At 70.5% G+C, this 13,831-nt stretch carries 16 protein-coding genes; 7 read left to right on the forward strand and 9 right to left on the reverse strand.

Annotated elements, in window-relative coordinates; all coding sequences use genetic code 11:
• The coding region (locus K206_RS0115065; protein ID WP_020203230.1) for a hypothetical protein at positions 1-363 on the forward strand (363 nt) is incomplete at its 5' end.
• Between the two features lie 164 nt (positions 364-527).
• Here K206_RS0115065 and K206_RS0115070 read toward each other — a convergent pair.
• Positions 528-1,271: an SDR family oxidoreductase gene (locus K206_RS0115070; protein WP_020203231.1), complete on the reverse strand. Its 744-nt coding sequence runs from the start codon at positions 1,269-1,271 to the stop codon at positions 528-530.
• A 109-nt stretch (positions 1,272-1,380) separates the two neighbouring features.
• On the opposite strand from K206_RS0115070, the gene K206_RS0115075 reads away from it, so the two are divergent.
• Positions 1,381-2,304, forward strand: coding sequence for a LysR family transcriptional regulator (locus K206_RS0115075; RefSeq protein ID WP_020203232.1), 924 nt, complete (start codon positions 1,381-1,383; stop codon positions 2,302-2,304).
• Between the two features lie 33 nt (positions 2,305-2,337).
• Here K206_RS0115075 and K206_RS0115080 read toward each other — a convergent pair whose 3' ends face one another.
• The 8 genes from K206_RS0115080 to K206_RS0115115 form a co-directional block, all read right to left on the reverse strand.
• On the reverse strand, positions 2,338-3,630 hold the full coding sequence (locus K206_RS0115080; protein ID WP_052165881.1) for an NRAMP family divalent metal transporter: 1,293 nt from the start codon (positions 3,628-3,630) through the stop codon (positions 2,338-2,340).
• Between the two features lie 49 nt (positions 3,631-3,679).
• Entirely contained in the window at positions 3,680-3,931 is a 252-nt protein-coding gene (locus K206_RS0115085; protein ID WP_020203234.1) for a DUF1488 domain-containing protein, read from the reverse strand.
• Between the two features lie 168 nt (positions 3,932-4,099).
• Positions 4,100-4,828 carry an amino acid ABC transporter ATP-binding protein gene (locus K206_RS0115090; RefSeq protein ID WP_020203235.1) on the reverse strand — a complete coding sequence of 243 codons (729 nt, stop codon included), beginning with the start codon at positions 4,826-4,828 and terminating at the stop codon, positions 4,100-4,102.
• Positions 4,809-5,465, reverse strand: a complete 657-nt coding sequence (locus tag K206_RS0115095; RefSeq protein ID WP_020203236.1) for an amino acid ABC transporter permease — start codon at positions 5,463-5,465, stop codon at positions 4,809-4,811. The genes K206_RS0115090 and K206_RS0115095 overlap by 20 nt, the downstream gene beginning before the upstream one ends.
• Positions 5,462-6,127 (reverse strand): amino acid ABC transporter permease, encoded by a 666-nt coding sequence (locus tag K206_RS0115100; RefSeq protein ID WP_020203237.1) that lies wholly within the window; start codon positions 6,125-6,127, stop codon positions 5,462-5,464. Before K206_RS0115100 ends, K206_RS0115095 begins: the two co-directional genes overlap by 4 nt.
• Positions 6,128-6,232: 105 nt before the next feature.
• Positions 6,233-7,015: a transporter substrate-binding domain-containing protein gene (locus K206_RS0115105; protein WP_020203238.1), complete on the reverse strand. Its 783-nt coding sequence runs from the start codon at positions 7,013-7,015 to the stop codon at positions 6,233-6,235.
• 60 nt (positions 7,016-7,075) lie between these two features.
• Positions 7,076-7,831, reverse strand: coding sequence for a GntR family transcriptional regulator (locus tag K206_RS0115110; RefSeq protein ID WP_020203239.1), 756 nt, complete (start codon positions 7,829-7,831; stop codon positions 7,076-7,078).
• 182 nt (positions 7,832-8,013) lie between these two features.
• Positions 8,014-9,450, reverse strand: a complete 1,437-nt coding sequence (locus K206_RS0115115; RefSeq protein ID WP_020203240.1) for an efflux transporter outer membrane subunit — start codon at positions 9,448-9,450, stop codon at positions 8,014-8,016.
• A 207-nt stretch (positions 9,451-9,657) separates the two neighbouring features.
• Here K206_RS0115115 and K206_RS0115120 point away from each other — a divergent pair, with 207 nt between their 5' ends.
• The 5 genes from K206_RS0115120 to K206_RS0115140 all read left to right on the forward strand — a co-directional run.
• Positions 9,658-10,206, forward strand: a complete 549-nt coding sequence (locus tag K206_RS0115120; protein WP_029043669.1) for a helix-turn-helix domain-containing protein — start codon at positions 9,658-9,660, stop codon at positions 10,204-10,206.
• A 23-nt stretch (positions 10,207-10,229) separates the two neighbouring features.
• On the forward strand, positions 10,230-11,339 hold the full coding sequence (locus K206_RS0115125) for an HlyD family secretion protein (RefSeq protein ID WP_020203242.1): 1,110 nt from the start codon (positions 10,230-10,232) through the stop codon (positions 11,337-11,339).
• A gap of 122 nt (positions 11,340-11,461) precedes the next feature.
• Complete coding sequence (locus tag K206_RS0115130; RefSeq protein ID WP_155888080.1) at positions 11,462-13,006, forward strand: DHA2 family efflux MFS transporter permease subunit; 1,545 nt, start codon at positions 11,462-11,464, stop codon at positions 13,004-13,006.
• A 34-nt stretch (positions 13,007-13,040) separates the two neighbouring features.
• On the forward strand, positions 13,041-13,220 hold the full coding sequence (locus K206_RS0115135; protein WP_020203244.1) for a hypothetical protein: 180 nt from the start codon (positions 13,041-13,043) through the stop codon (positions 13,218-13,220).
• A gap of 88 nt (positions 13,221-13,308) precedes the next feature.
• Positions 13,309-13,831: helix-turn-helix domain-containing protein (locus K206_RS0115140; protein ID WP_029043671.1), on the forward strand; the 523-nt coding region annotated here is incomplete at its 3' end.

Here is a 13,831-nt window from a genome sequence, read left to right on the forward strand (position 1 = left end):
CGGCTCGACGGCGGCACCAGCCGCTGGATCTACTCGAAGCAGCCGCTCGGGCATGAGGTCTACGCGGCGGATTTCGACGCGGGCGGGAACCTGGCGAGCTTTCGCCAGATGCTGACCGAGAAGGAGATCTACGAAGCCCGGCCCGGCGTCTGGACCAAGCAGGACGTGGCGCAGCGTTTCGGCCTGCCGCGCGAGCCGGTGCAGTACTACCCGCTCATGAAGCGCGAGGCGTGGTCGTACCGGCTCTATGCGAGCGGCTACCAGCCGGCCCACTTCAGCGCCTACTTCGACGACCGCGGCGTGCTCGACCGCACCATGATCATCATCGATGCGCTCGGCGGCGACCGCGGCCGCAGCAAGTGACGCGGGCTGCCGGTCTCGCCCGCGCCCGCGCGCCGGCGCGAGGGGCCGGGGGCGGGCTGCGAAGCGAGGACTTCGGGCGCCCGATCCCTCCCGTTCAAAGGGAGGGCGAGACGACGCACGGCATGAGATGACATGCCGCGCGCGCGGCGCGCGGCCGCGACCGTTCAGGCGTTGAAGCCGCCGTCGATGGTCAGGCTGGCGCCGGTCACGAAGCCGGCTTCGGGGCTGGCCACGTAGGCCACCATGCCGGCGATCTCGTCGGTGCTGGCGTGGCGCTGCAGCGCCATCAGGCCATGCATCAGGTTGGCGAAGTCGCCGGTCTCCGGGTTCATGTCGGTGTTGGTCGGGCCGGGCTGCACGTTGTTGACCGTGATGCCGCGCGGACCGAGGTCGCGCGCCATGCCCTGCACGAGGCCCTGCAGCGCGGACTTGCTCATGGCGTAGGCGCTGCCGCCGGCGAACGGCATGCGCTCGGCGTTGCAGCTGCCGATGTTGATGATGCGCCCGCCGTTGCCCATGTGCGGCAGCACGGCCTTGGCGGCGACGAACACCGCGCGCACGTTCACGTTGAGCGTCTCGTCGAAGTCTTCCAGCGAGAAGCTGTCCACCGGCCCCATGCGCAGCACGCCGGCGTTGTTGACGAGGATGTCGATCTTGCCCAGGCGGTGCGCCACCGCGTTGATGGCGCCGTCGAGCGAGGCGGGGTCGGCCACGTCGGCCTTGACCGCGATGGCGCTGCCGCCCGCGGCTTCGATGCTGGCGGCCAGCTCGTTGGCGCCGGCCGCGGAGCTGTGATAGGTGAAGGCGACGGTGGCGCCGTCGCGCGCCAGCCGGCGCACGACCGCCGCGCCGATGCCGCGCGCGCCGCCGGTGACGAAGGCGACCTTGCCGGAGAGGGATGCAGACATGATGAGGTTCCTGGGTGAGTGGAGGTGAGCGAAGTATGGTCACTGGACATCGGCTCCGGTAGACCGTAATCTGGATCATCTGCTTCAACCATTGGTATAAGCTGGCCGCATGGAAGCGCTCAACCTGCTCGAATCCTTCATCCAGAGCGCCGAGACCGGCAGCTTCTCCGCCGCCGCGCGCCGGCTCGGCGTGACGCCCGCCGCGGTCAGCAAGAACGTGGCGCGGCTGGAGGCCAGCCTGGGCCTGCGCCTGTTCCAGCGCAGCACGCGCAGCCTGACGCTGACCGCCGGCGGCGAGCAGTTCCTGCACCGGGTGGGGGACCCCTACGGCGCGCTGCGCGACGCCTTCGCCAGCGTCTCGCAGGACGGCGGCAAGCCCGCCGGCGTGCTCAAGGTGAGCGTGGCGGTGGCGTTCGGCACCGAATACCTGGTGCCGCTGCTGGCGGAGTTCCTGGCGCGCTATCCCGCCATCGTGCCGGACTGGCATTTCGACAACCGCCCGGTGGACCTGATCGGCGGCGGCTTCGATGCGGCCATCGGCGGCGGCATCGAACTGACCGAGGGCCTGGTGGCGCGCGAGCTGGCGACCACCTACATGGTGGTGGTGGCGGCGCCCGCCTACATGGCCGGGCGCGGCATGCCGGCGCACCCGGCCGCGCTGGCCGGGCTCGACGCGATCGAGCGCCGCTCCATCGTCACCGGCCGCGTGCGCGCCTGGACGCTGCGCAACCAGGTCGGCGAGGAAGCGCCGGCCGCGGGCCGCACGCGCGTGATCTTCGACGACCCCGAGGCGATGGCCCACGCCGCCATGCTGGGGCTCGGCGTGGCCGTGCTGCCGATGCAGCATGCCGCGCGCTGGCTGGAGAGCGGGGCGCTGGTGCGGCTGCTGCCGGGCTGGTACGCCGAGCACGGGCCGGTGTCGCTGTACTACCCGAACAAGAAGCTGCTGCCGCCCAGGACGCGGGCGTTCGTGGCGTTCGTGGTCGAGGCGTTCCGCAGGAAGCGGCTGGCCGCGCGTTTCGACGGCCGCTGAGGGTTTGCGGTCCAGTTCACCCGCCCGACAGCGCTACGCGCGCATGGTCACGAACATGGCGCCCACGGCCGCCGCCATCATCAGTGTGGCCAGCCAGCCCAGCACCTTCAGCCGCCGGCTGATGACGAACTGGCCCATGATGTCGGCGCGCGCGGCCATCAGCATCATCAGGGCCATGATGGGCACGGAGACCACGCCGTTGATCACCGCGCTCCAGTAGAGCGCCTTGATCGGGTCGATCGCGGTGAAGCCCAGCCCGATGCCGACCAGGGTGGAGACGGCGATGATGCCGTAGAAGCGCTTGGCCTGCATCGGCGCGCGTTCCAGGCTGTTGCGCCAGCGGAAGGCGCCCGCCGCGGCGTAGGCGGACGAGCCGCCCAGCACCGGAATCGCCAGCAGGCCGGTGCCGATGATGCCGGCGCTGAACAGCACGAAGGCGAAGTCCCCGGCGATCGGGCGCAGCGCCGTGGCGGCCTGCGCCGAGGTCTGGATGTCGGTCACGCCATGCAGGTTGAGCGTGACGGCCGTGGTCAGGATGATGAAGAAGGCCACCAGGTTGGAGAAGCCCATGCCGATGCCGGTGTCGATCTTGATGCGCCGCAGGTTGGCGTCGGCCTGCGCGGGCGCGTGGATCAGCGGCCTGGCGCGCTCGTCGGCCAACTGGTCTTCCACTTCCTGCGAGGCCTGCCAGAAGAACAGGTAGGGGCTGATGGTGGTGCCGAAGACGGCCACCACGGTGGTGACGTACTCGGGCTTCCACGACATGCGCGGCGCCAGCATCTTCGCCAGCACCTGGGACCACGGGATCTGCACCACGAAGGCGGTGGCCACGTATGCCAGCAGCGCGAGCGTGAGCCATTTCAGGATGCGGACGTAGCGCCGGTAGGGAATGAAGACCTGCAGCAGCAGCGAGATCACGCCGAACACCACGGCGTAGAGCTGCGCCGGGCCGCCGGCGATGAGCCGGAGCGCCTCGCCCATCGCCGATACGTCCGCGCCGATGTTGATGGTGTTGGCCACCATCACCAGCCCGACCACGCTGTACAGCAGCCACGCCGGATAGTGCCGCCGGATGTTGGTGGCCAGCCCGTGGCCGCTCACCCGCCCGATGCGCGCGCTGACCACCTGGATGCCGACCATCAGCGGATAGGTGAAGAGCACGGTCCACAGCATGTTGAAGCCGAACTGCGCGCCCGCCTGCGAATAGGTGGCGATGCCGCTCGGGTCGTCGTCGGCGGCGCCCGTGATCAGTCCCGGGCCGAGCTTCCTGAGCCAGTATCCGGCCGTATTGCCGGCGGGTTCCGTCTGCGTGGCGGTGGTTTCCATGTCCGGCACCATCGTCTGCCCTTCGTGGCCTGGCGGCATGGCTGCTGTGTCAGGAAAGCAGGTACATGTTCTGGCGGCTGGCCGCGTAGCGGGTCCTGGCCAGTTCCAGGATCTGCTCGCGGTGCCGGTCGAAGGCGGCCAGCACCTCGGGCTCGGCCGGGCCCATCGCCGGGTCGAGATGGGCGAGCACGGCATCGTTGACGAGAAACGTGACTTCGCGCGCGTTGTCGTAGCCCCAGAACCACACGCAGTGCTTGGCCGCGTCGTAGCTGCGGCTCGGGTTGGGAAAGCTGAGTGCCATGTTGCGCCTCGGTTGGCCGGACACCTGTTCCGGCCGGTGCTTGCCGGCGGCGCGCGGACGTTCCGTGCGGGCCGGTGCGCAAAAGCGGATGATGGGCGTCTCGTCGATCGGTATGGGCCCGGATTGAGCCACGCCCCAATCATACGCTGGCCGGATGCCGATGCCGTGTCAGGCCGCCATCCCCAGGAACTGCTGCAGTTCCGGCGTGGCCGGCTTCGTGAACAGGTCTTCCGGCGCGCCCACTTCATGCACGCGGCCCTGGTGCATGAACACCACGCGGTTGCACACCTCGCGCGCGAAGCGCATCTCGTGCGTGACCATCAGCAGCGTCATGCCTTCGCTGGCCAGCTGGCGCACCACGTTGAGCACCTCCATCACCAGTTCCGGGTCCAGCGCCGAGGTGATCTCGTCGCACAGCAGCGCGCGGGGCTGCATCGCCAGCGCGCGCGCGATGGCCACGCGCTGCTGCTGGCCGCCGGAGAGCTGGTCGGGATAGCTGTCGAATTTCTCCGCCAGCGCCACCTTGGCCAGGCATTCGCGCGCGCGGGTGCGGGCCTCGGCCTCGCTCACGCCGGCGGCCACGGTGGGCGCGAGCATGACGTTGCGCCCGGCGCTCAGGTGCGGGAACAGGTTGAACTGCTGGAAGATCATGCCGACCTTGCGGCGCAGCGCGCGCAGCTCCAGCTCGGTGCTGCCGAGCTTGGCGCCGGCCACCGTGATGTTGCCTTCGTCGATGCTTTCCAGGCCGTTGATGCAGCGTAGCAGCGTGCTCTTGCCCGAGCCGCTCTTGCCGATGATGGCGACCACCTCGCCGGCTTCGATCTTGAGGTCGATGCCCTTGAGCACTTCGTTGGCGCCGAAGCGCTTCTTCACGTTTTCAATGGCGATGAGCGACATTGAGCTTCCTTTCCAGGTGGCGGCTGTAGCGGGACAGGGGCCAGCACAGCGCGAAATAGATCAGCGCGACCAGCGCGTAGACGGTGAAGGGGCTGAAGGTGGCGTTGGTGATCACGGTGCCGGCCTTGGACAGCTCGACGAAGCCGATGATCGACGCCAGCGCGGTGCCCTTGATGATCTGCACGACAAAGCCCACGGTGGGCGCGATGGCGATGCGCAGCGCCTGCGGCAGGATCACGTGGCGCATCTGCTGCACGTGGCCCAGCGACAGGCAGCCCGCGGCTTCCCACTGCCCCCTGGGGATGGCCTCCACGCAGCCGCGCCAGATCTCGGCCAGGTAGGCGCCCGACCACAGCGACAGCGCCAGGCCGGCGGCCAGCCACGCGGGAATCTCCACGCCGAACAGCGCCAGCCCGAAGAAGGCCAGGAACAACTGCATCAGCAGCGGCGTGCCCTGGAAGATTTCGATGAAGGCCCAGGCCGCGCGGCGCGCCGCCGCGCGCCGGCTGATGCGCATGAACAGCACCACGAGGCCGGTGGCGGCGCCGCCGATAAAGGCCACCAGCGACAGCACCACGGTCCAGCGCGCGGCCAGCAGCAGGTTGCGCAGGATGTCCCACGTCGAGAAATCGGTCATCGGGCTCTCCGGAACAGCAGGCCGCCGATGCCGCGCAGCGCCTGGCGCAGGCCGATGGCGAGCAGCAGGTAGATGCCGGTGGTCAGCAGGTAGACCTCGAACGCGCGGAAGTTGCGGCCCTGCACGAAATTGGCGGCGAAGGTCAGGTCTTCGGCGGCGATCTGCGAGCACACCGCCGAGCCCAGCATGACGATCACCACCTGGCTGGACAGCGCCGGCCAGATCTTGCGCAGCGCCGGCAGCAGCACCACGTGGCGGAACACCTGGAACGGCGCCAGCGCCAGGCTGGCGCCCGCTTCGAACTGGCCGCGCGGCACCGCGGCGATGCCGGCGCGCACGATCTCCGCGCTGTAGGCGCCGAGGTTGATGACCATCGCCAGGATGGCGGCGGTCATCTCGCCCAGGTGCACGCCCGCGCTGGGCAGGCCGAAGAAGATGAAGAACAGCTGGATCAGGAACGGCGTATTGCGGATCAGCTCCACATAGCCGCCGGCGACGGCGGCCAGCCAGGCCGGCCCCTGCGTGCGCGCCCAGGCGCAGGCGATGCCCAGGGCCACCCCGAGCACGCCGCCCACGGCGGTGAGTTCGGCGGTGACGGCGATGCCGTGCGCGAACACGCCGGCATAGTCGAAGGCCGAGAGAAAGTCGAATTGATAGGACATGCGGTGCCGTAGGTGGGCGCCCGGCGAGCGCGGGCGTGACCGGCCGCCCCGGTGCGTCCGGGGCGGCGGGACTTCAGGACTTCAGAGCATCAAGGCATCGAGGCATCAGAGCGTGGAGGGCAGCGGCATGCCGAGCCACTTCACGGTCAGCGCGTTGAGCTCGCCATCCTTCTTGACCTCGGCCAGGATGGCGTTGACCTTGGCCTGCAGCTTGGGCTCGCCCTTGTTCAGGCCGATGAAGCACGGCGAGTTCTTGATCAGGAATTTCGGCTCCGGCTTCTTGGGCGGGTTCCTGGCCAGGATGGCCGCGGCCACCACGTTGCCCGTGGCCACCAGCTGCACCTGGCCCGAGAGGAAGGCGCTGATGGTGCCGTTGTTGTCCTCGTAGCGCTTGATGGTGGCGGTGGGCGGGGCGATCTTGCTCAGTTCCAGGTCCTCCACCGCGCCGCGCGTCACGCCCACGGTCTTGCCGGCCAGCTCGGCCGCGCTGGCGACTTTCTGGTCGGCCGGGCCGAACACGCCGTTGTAGAAGGGCGCATAGGCCTCGCTGAAGTCGATGGCCTTCTCGCGCTCGGGGTTCTTGCCCATGCTGGAGATCACCAGGTCCACCTTCTTTGTCTGCAGGTAGGGCACGCGGTTGGTGCTCGTCACCGGCACCAGTTCCAGCTTGACGCCCATCTTTTTGGCGATCAGCGCGGCCACGTCGATGTCCAGGCCTTGCGGCTTCATGTCGGCGCTGACCGAGCCGAACGGCGGGAAGTCCTGCGGCACCGCAACCTTGAGCACGCCGGCCTTGACCACGTCGTCGAGCGCTTCGGCGCTGGCGGCGTGCATGGTGAAGGCGAGCGCGGTGGCGCCGAGGCCGAGGAGGAGTCTGGAGAGCTTCATTGGGGGTCCTTGCTAGCTTACCGTTTGGGTTGGGGTGAAGGGGAAACGGGTCCGGGGCGCTCAGTTGCCGCGCCCGAGCGGGCGCAATGCCTGGCGCAGCGGGTCGGGGCGGTCGTCGGGCGTGGCCGCGCTCAGGCCGGCTTCGACGTCGCCGAGATGGGCGTCCATCAGCGCGATGGCCTGCTCGGTGTCGCCGCGCGCCAGCGCCGCCACGATCTGCGCATGGTCGGCGCACGAGGCATGGGCCTGGTGGCTGGACTGGTAGCGCATGGCGATCAGCGTGGTGCGCGCGGTCAGGTCGCGCAGCGTGTCGGCCAGCAGCACGTTGCCCGCGCATTCGCCCAGGCACACGTGGAAGTCGCCCAGCAGGTAGCTGCGCAGCGCGGCGTCGTCGGCCGCCAGCGCGCGCTCTTCCTGCGCCACGTGTTCCTGCAGCCGGCCGATGGCCTGGGCGGTGAGCGGCGGCGCGTAGCGCAGCAGCCCGAGTTCGATGGCGCGCCGCGCGGCAAAGGCCTGGCGGGCTTCCTGGCGCGACGGCTCGATCACGAACCAGCCGCGCCGCGACGACACCGTGACGATGCCGCGCGCGGCCAGCCGCGTGAGCGCCTCGCGCACCAGCGTGCGGCTCACGCCGAACAGCCCGGCCAGCGCCTGCTCGCCCAGGCGCGTGCCGGGGGCCAGGCGCTGGGCCAGGATCGATTGCGTGATGCGCTCGGCGATCTCGGCCGAGGACGCGGCGCGGCCGTCGTCAGCGCCGGCTTGGAGTGCCGGCGGCAGGGCGGCGTTGTCGGAAAGGTCGGGCGTGGGCAAAGTCATGCCACGCTGTAACGCAATAGGTATGCCAGCCTGATATACAAGCAGCGCGCACAGGTTTTGTACGCAAAAATGGCATCGGCGTCATGCGGGCGTGCACCAGTTGGGCGCCGGCGGCGCCGCGCGCCGGGCCGCGTGCACGCCGATGGTGCGGGCCGCCAGCTTGGTGTGGCGGCCCGGCGGGCTTACCAGCCGCCTCCCAGCGCCCGGAACGTCGCCACCGCCGCGCGCGCGTTGTCGGCATGCACGCGCGCCTGCTGGTCGCGCGCGGCCAGCAGCTGGCGCTCTTCGTCCAGCACTTCGAACAGGCTCACGGCGCCGCCCTTGTAGGCGTCCTCGGAGGCGCCGCGCGCGCGTTCGTGGGCGTCGATCTCGGTGTTCAGCTCCTTGCCCTGCGCTTCGAGCTCGGTGAGGGTGACGACGGCGTTCTCCACGTCCTCGGTGGCGCGCAGCATGGCCTTGCGGTAGTTGGCCAGCGCCTCGGCATTGGCGCCGCGCGCCTGCGCGACTTCGGCATCGACCCGGCCAAAGTCGAACAGGCGCCAGCGCAGGCCGGCCACGCCGACCGGCTGGAACGAGCCGGCCGAGAACAATTTGCCGGTGCTGAAGCTCTCGAAGCCGAGCAGCGCGGACAGCGACAGCTTGGGGTAGTACTCGGCGGTGGCCGCGCCGATGCGCGCGTTGCTGGCGGCCAGCCGGCGCTCGGCGGCGATCACGTCGGGGCGGCGGCGCAGCAGGTCGGCCGGGCCCTGGGCCACGGAGATGGCGGGCACGGCGAGGCTGGGCTTGGCCGCCGGCCGGGCCAGTTCGGCGGCGTAGGTGCCGGGCTGCGCGCCCATCAGCACGTCGAGCCGGTTCAACTGGGTCTGCAGCTCGATGCGCAGCGGCGGGATGGTGACGCGCGCCTGCGCCACCAGCGCCTCGGCCTGCGCGACTTCGCGGCTGGACGACAGGCCGTCGTCGAGGCGCAGCTTCACGAGGTCGAGCAGGCGGGCGTTGGTCTGCACCTGTTCCTGCGCGATGGCGATGCGCTGCTGCGCGCCGCGCACGCGGAAATAGGCGTCGGCGGCTTCGGCCGCCACCGACACGCGCACGCCGAGCTGCTCGGCCTGCGCGGCCTGGGCTTCGGCGTCGGCCGCCTCGGCGCCGCGCCGCAGGCCGCCGAACAGGTCGATCTCCCAGCTCGCGCCGGCGCCCACGTCATAGAGCGCGGGATTGCGGTTGTAGCCGGGGAACTGGCTGGCGATGCGGCCGATCGGGCTGCCGAGCGACTGGCGCTCCTTGACCGCCTGCGCCGACAGGCTGCCCTGCGGCAGCAGCTGCGCGCCGGCTTCGGCGGCCGCCGCGCGGGCCTGCTGCACGCGCGCCAGCGAGGCGGCGAGGTCCAGGTTCTGGTCCAGCGCGCGCTGCACGATGCGGGTCAGCACGGGATCGTCGAAGCCGGTCCACCAGTTGTCCAGCGGCGGCGCGGGCAGCGTTGCGGCGCGCGCGGCCAGCACCTCGGCATGCGGGTAGGCGGCGGCCGTCTCCAGCGCTGGCTGCCGGTAGTCGGGCCCGACCGCGGCGCAGGCCGCCAGCCCGAGGGCGGCGAGCGCGCCTGCCGCGCGCGCGGCATGGCGCATGGCGCCCGTGCGTACCGGTTTCCGGTCTGGCTTGCGCCCGATGCGGGGCGGGGTCCGATCCATTGTCCATCTCCTTTTGCGGAAGTCCGGGAAGCGGCGCCGTCGCCGCCTCGCGAAAATCGTTCAACAAGTTACTTGCATGATGATATTTACAACTCTATACTAACTTTCATCTTGATAGCAACATGATTTTCGGAGGTAGGGAACATGCGGAAAACGCCGCTCGACACAGCCCCGTGCCCCATCGCCCGCAGCCTGGCGCGGGTGGGAGAGTCGTGGAGCGTCCTGATCCTGCGCGAGGCGTTCTACGGCACGCGCCGCTTCGACGACTTCCAGAAGCAGCTCGGCATCGCGCCCAACATGCTGTCGCGCCGGCTCGAGATGCTGGTTGGCGAAGGGCTGCTGGAGCGCCGCCAGTATTGCGACAAGCCGCCGCGCTCCGAATACCTGCTGACCCCGCGCGGCCGCGATTTCCGGCCCGTGATGCTGGCGCTGCTGGCGTGGGGCAACCGGCACTACGCGCCCGAGGGCGAGCGCGTGGTGCTGGTGGACCGCCATACCGGCGCCACCGTCACGCCGGTGCTGGTCGATGCCGCCACCGGGCGGCCGATCACCGAAGCCGACCATTTCGTCGCGGCCGGGCCGGCCGCCAGCGAGCGCATGCGCGCCCGCCTGGCGAGGTCGGACGGCGCGCGCGCCAACGCCGCCAGCGGCGCCCCCATCCCTGGCGACCCGCTGACCGCGGGCGCCGCCTGAATCCGCATTGAAGAGGAAGCGTCATGACTAGTGAAATCGCCGCCGACCGGGCCGGCTCCGATCCCATCCCCGCGGCGAAACCCCGCGTCAGCCGCAAGCGCCTCGTGCTGGCCGGCGCGCTGGTCGCCGCCGGCGTCGGCCTGGCGGTCTACGGCCAGCACTGGTGGACCCACGGCCGCTTCCAGGAAAGCACGGACGATGCGTATGTCGGCGGCGAGGTCACGGTGGTCGCGCCCAAGGTGGCCGGCTACCTGGCCGAGGTGCTGGTGACGGACAACCAGCAGGTGCATGCCGGCGACCTGCTGGCCCGCATCGACGACCGCGACTACCGCGCCGCGCTGGCCAAGGCCGAAGGCGCGGTGGCCGCGCAGCAGGCGCTGCTGGTCAACCTGGACGCCACGCGCGCGCTGCAGGACGCCGTGATCGGCCAGGCCCGCGCCGCGGTGACGGCGGTGGATGCCGATACCGTGCGCGCCCGCGACGACCAGGCCCGCTACCAGAGCCTGGCGGCCAAGTCGGCGGTGTCGGTGCAGAGCTCGCAGAAGGCCGATGCCGACTACAAGCAGTCGCTGGCCAACACGCAGCGCGCGCAGGCCAGCCTGCTGGCCGCGCAGCGCCAGATCGACGTGATCGCCACGCAGAAGCTGCAGGCCCAGGCCGCGCTGGCGCAGGCCCTCGCCGAGCGCGACATCGCGCGCCTGAATGTCGGCTACACCGAGCTGCGCGCGCCCATCGACGGCATCGTCGGCAACCGGCGCGCGCGCGTGGGCGCCTACGCCGCCAGCGGCACGCAGCTGCTGTCGCTGGTGCCCACGCACGGGCTGTGGGTCGATGCCAACTTCAAGGAAGGCCAGCTCGCGCGCCTGCGGCCCGGCATGCGCGCCACGGTGGAGGCCGACGTGCTGCCCGGCCAGGTCTTCCGCGGCCGCGTGACCAGCCTGGCGCCGGCCACCGGCGCGCAGTTCAGCGTGCTGCCGCCCGAGAACGCCACCGGCAACTTCACCAAGATCGTGCAGCGCGTGCCGGTGCGCATCATGCTCGACGAGAACGACGCCAGGCTCGCGCAGCTGCGCCCGGGCCTGTCCGTGGTGGCCGAGATCGACGCCCGCGCCGACGCGCAGGTGCGGCAATGAGCGGCGCCGCGCTGGCGGGCGCGCAGTCCGGCACGCAATCCGGCGCGCAGTCCGGCACCGCTGCCGGGCAGCCCGCGCCGGTCCGCCCGCCCGCGGGTTTGCCGGACTTCTCGCCGGCGTCGATGACCACCGGCGCCAAGGTGTTCGCCTTCGCCACCATGTGCGTGGGCATGTTCATCGCGCTGCTCGACATCCAGATCGTCTCGGCCTCGCTGCGCGACATCGGCGGCGGGCTCTCGGCCGGCACCGACGAGACCGTGTGGGTGCAGACCAGCTACCTGATCGCGGAGATCATCGTGATCCCGCTGTCGGGCTGGCTCGCGCGCGTGATGTCCACGCGCTGGCTGTTCGCGGCGTCGGCGGCCGGCTTCACGCTGACCAGCCTGCTGTGCGGCATCGCCTGGAACATCCAGAGCATGATCGCCTTCCGCGCCATGCAGGGCTTCCTGGGCGGCTCGATGATCCCGCTGGTGTTCACCACCGCGTTCATGTTCTTCGGCGGCAAGCAGCGCGTGATCGCCGCGGCCACCATCGGCGGGCTGGCCTCGCTGGCGCCCACGCTCGGGCCCACCGTGGGCGGCTGGATCACGGACCACTTCTCGTGGCACTGGCTGTTCTTCATCAACCTGGTGCCGGGCATCTTCGTCATGGTCGCGGTGCCGATGTTCGTGCGCGTGGACCGGCCCAACTGGTCGCTGGTGCGCGGCGCCGACTACCTCGGCATGACGCTGATGGCGCTGTTCCTCGGCTGCCTCGAATACACGCTGGAAGAAGGCCCGCGCTGGGACTGGTTCGGCGACGACACCATCCGCGCCACGGCCTGGATCGCCGCGCTGGCCAGCGTCGGCTTCGTGTGGCGCAGCCTGACCTACGCCAACCCGGTGGTGGACCTGCGCGCGCTCAAGGACCGCAACTTCGCGCTCGGCTGCTTCTTCTCGTTCATCGCCGGCGTGGGCATCTTCGCCACCATCTACCTCACGCCGTTGTTCCTCGGCCACGTGCGCGGCTTCAGCGCTTTGCAGATCGGGCTGGCGGTGTTTTCCACCGGCGTCTTCCAGGTCATGTCGATCCCGCTCTACGCCTTCTTCGCCAACCGCGTGGACCTGCGCTGGCTGCTGATGGTCGGGCTGGCCTGCTTCGCGTTCTCGATGTGGCAGTTCGCGCCGATCACCAGCGACTGGGGCGCCGACCAACTGATGCTGCCGCAGGCCTTCCGCGGCATGGCGCAGCAGTTCGCGGTGGCGCCGGTGGTCACGCTGACGCTGGGCGCGCTGCCGCCGGAGCGGCTCAAGCTGGCCTCGGGGCTGTTCAACCTGATGCGCAACCTGGGCGGCGCGATCGGCATCGCGGTGTGCGCCACTATCCTCAACGACCGCACCAACCTGCATTTCCTGCGGCTGGCCGAGCATCTCAACGCCGGCAACGAGGCGATGGCCGCGCTGCTGCAGTCGGCCGGCAGCAGCATGGCCGCCTGGGGCTTCGACCCGGCCGGCGCGCAGTCGGCCGCCGTCAGGCAACTGTGGACGCTGGCCTACCGCGAGGCGCAGACGCAGAGCTTCGGCGACGTCTTCGTCGCCATCATGGCCTGCTTCGTCATCGCCACCGCGATGGTCCCGCTGATGCGCAAGGTGGCGCCGCCAAAGGCGCCCTCGGCCGATGCGCACTGAACCCGGGCCGGCCTTGCCGCCGTGGAGGACAACCATGCTCGTTCGCCATCTGGCCGCGCTGGCCGGCGCGGCGCTGCTGGCCGCCGGCGCCGCCGGCGCCGCCACCGAGGCGCCGCCGGGCAGCAGCCTGGCCTGCGCCCGCGCCGACAACATGTACTGCCGCGTGCCGCCGCGGCCCGGCGCGCGGCCGGCAGGCGACATGAAGGCGGCATGAAAGAGACAGGAAGGTGGCATGGGCGGGTGTGGCCGGCGGTTTGGCTATCATGGTGAAAGTATCGTGATGCCGAACGGAGCCGCCGACCATGCAGAGAAAGACCTTCAGGAACATGCAATGCCCCATCGCCCGCGGGCTGGAACGGGTCGGCGAGTGGTGGAGCATGCTGCTGATGCGCGAGGCGTTCTACGGCACGCGCCGCTTCGACGACTTCCAGAAGAACCTGGACATCGCCCCCAACATGCTCACGCGCCGGCTCACCGCGCTGGTGGAGGAGGGGTTGCTGGCGCGGTGCCAGTACTCGGAGAAGCCGCCGCGCTACGAATACGTGCTGACCCCGGTGGGACGCGATTTCCTGCCGGTGCTGCTGGCCATGCTGACCTGGGGCAACAAGCATTTCGCGCCGGAAGGGGCGAGCGTGGAAGTGGTCGACAAGGCCACTGGCAAGGTGGCCGAGCCGGTGCTGGTGGATGCCGGCACCGGCGAGCGCCTCGATTTCGCGCGGTACACGCTGGCGCCCGGGCCGGCGGCGGCGGAGGGCACGCGCAGGCGGCTTGCCGCCGCGCAAGGGTTCTTGTCGGGCGCCGGGCCGGCGCCCGACGATGTGGCAG

Source organism: Cupriavidus sp. WS (genome assembly GCF_000395345.1).
GTDB classification, from domain to species: Bacteria; Pseudomonadota; Gammaproteobacteria; order Burkholderiales; family Burkholderiaceae; genus Cupriavidus; species Cupriavidus basilensis_B.

Bases quoted from the DNA above. Each gene is read 5' to 3' on its own strand.
- K206_RS0115070 (WP_020203231.1), bottom strand. From the start codon at position 1,271: ATGTCTGCATCCCTCTCCGGCAAGGTCGCCTTCGTCACCGGCGGCGCG.
- K206_RS0115075 (WP_020203232.1), top strand. From the start codon at position 1,381: ATGGAAGCGCTCAACCTGCTCGAATCCTTCATCCAGAGCGCCGAGACC.
- K206_RS0115080 (WP_052165881.1), bottom strand. From the start codon at position 3,630: ATGGAAACCACCGCCACGCAGACGGAACCCGCCGGCAATACGGCCGGA.
- K206_RS0115085 (WP_020203234.1), bottom strand. From the start codon at position 3,931: ATGGCACTCAGCTTTCCCAACCCGAGCCGCAGCTACGACGCGGCCAAG.
- K206_RS0115090 (WP_020203235.1), bottom strand. From the start codon at position 4,828: ATGTCGCTCATCGCCATTGAAAACGTGAAGAAGCGCTTCGGCGCCAAC.
- K206_RS0115095 (WP_020203236.1), bottom strand. From the start codon at position 5,465: ATGACCGATTTCTCGACGTGGGACATCCTGCGCAACCTGCTGCTGGCC.
- K206_RS0115100 (WP_020203237.1), bottom strand. From the start codon at position 6,127: ATGTCCTATCAATTCGACTTTCTCTCGGCCTTCGACTATGCCGGCGTG.
- K206_RS0115105 (WP_020203238.1), bottom strand. From the start codon at position 7,015: ATGAAGCTCTCCAGACTCCTCCTCGGCCTCGGCGCCACCGCGCTCGCC.
- K206_RS0115110 (WP_020203239.1), bottom strand. From the start codon at position 7,831: ATGACTTTGCCCACGCCCGACCTTTCCGACAACGCCGCCCTGCCGCCG.
- K206_RS0115115 (WP_020203240.1), bottom strand. From the start codon at position 9,450: ATGCGCCATGCCGCGCGCGCGGCAGGCGCGCTCGCCGCCCTCGGGCTG.
- K206_RS0115120 (WP_029043669.1), top strand. From the start codon at position 9,658: ATGCGGAAAACGCCGCTCGACACAGCCCCGTGCCCCATCGCCCGCAGC.
- K206_RS0115125 (WP_020203242.1), top strand. From the start codon at position 10,230: ATGACTAGTGAAATCGCCGCCGACCGGGCCGGCTCCGATCCCATCCCC.
- K206_RS0115130 (WP_155888080.1), top strand. From the start codon at position 11,462: ATGACCACCGGCGCCAAGGTGTTCGCCTTCGCCACCATGTGCGTGGGC.
- K206_RS0115135 (WP_020203244.1), top strand. From the start codon at position 13,041: ATGCTCGTTCGCCATCTGGCCGCGCTGGCCGGCGCGGCGCTGCTGGCC.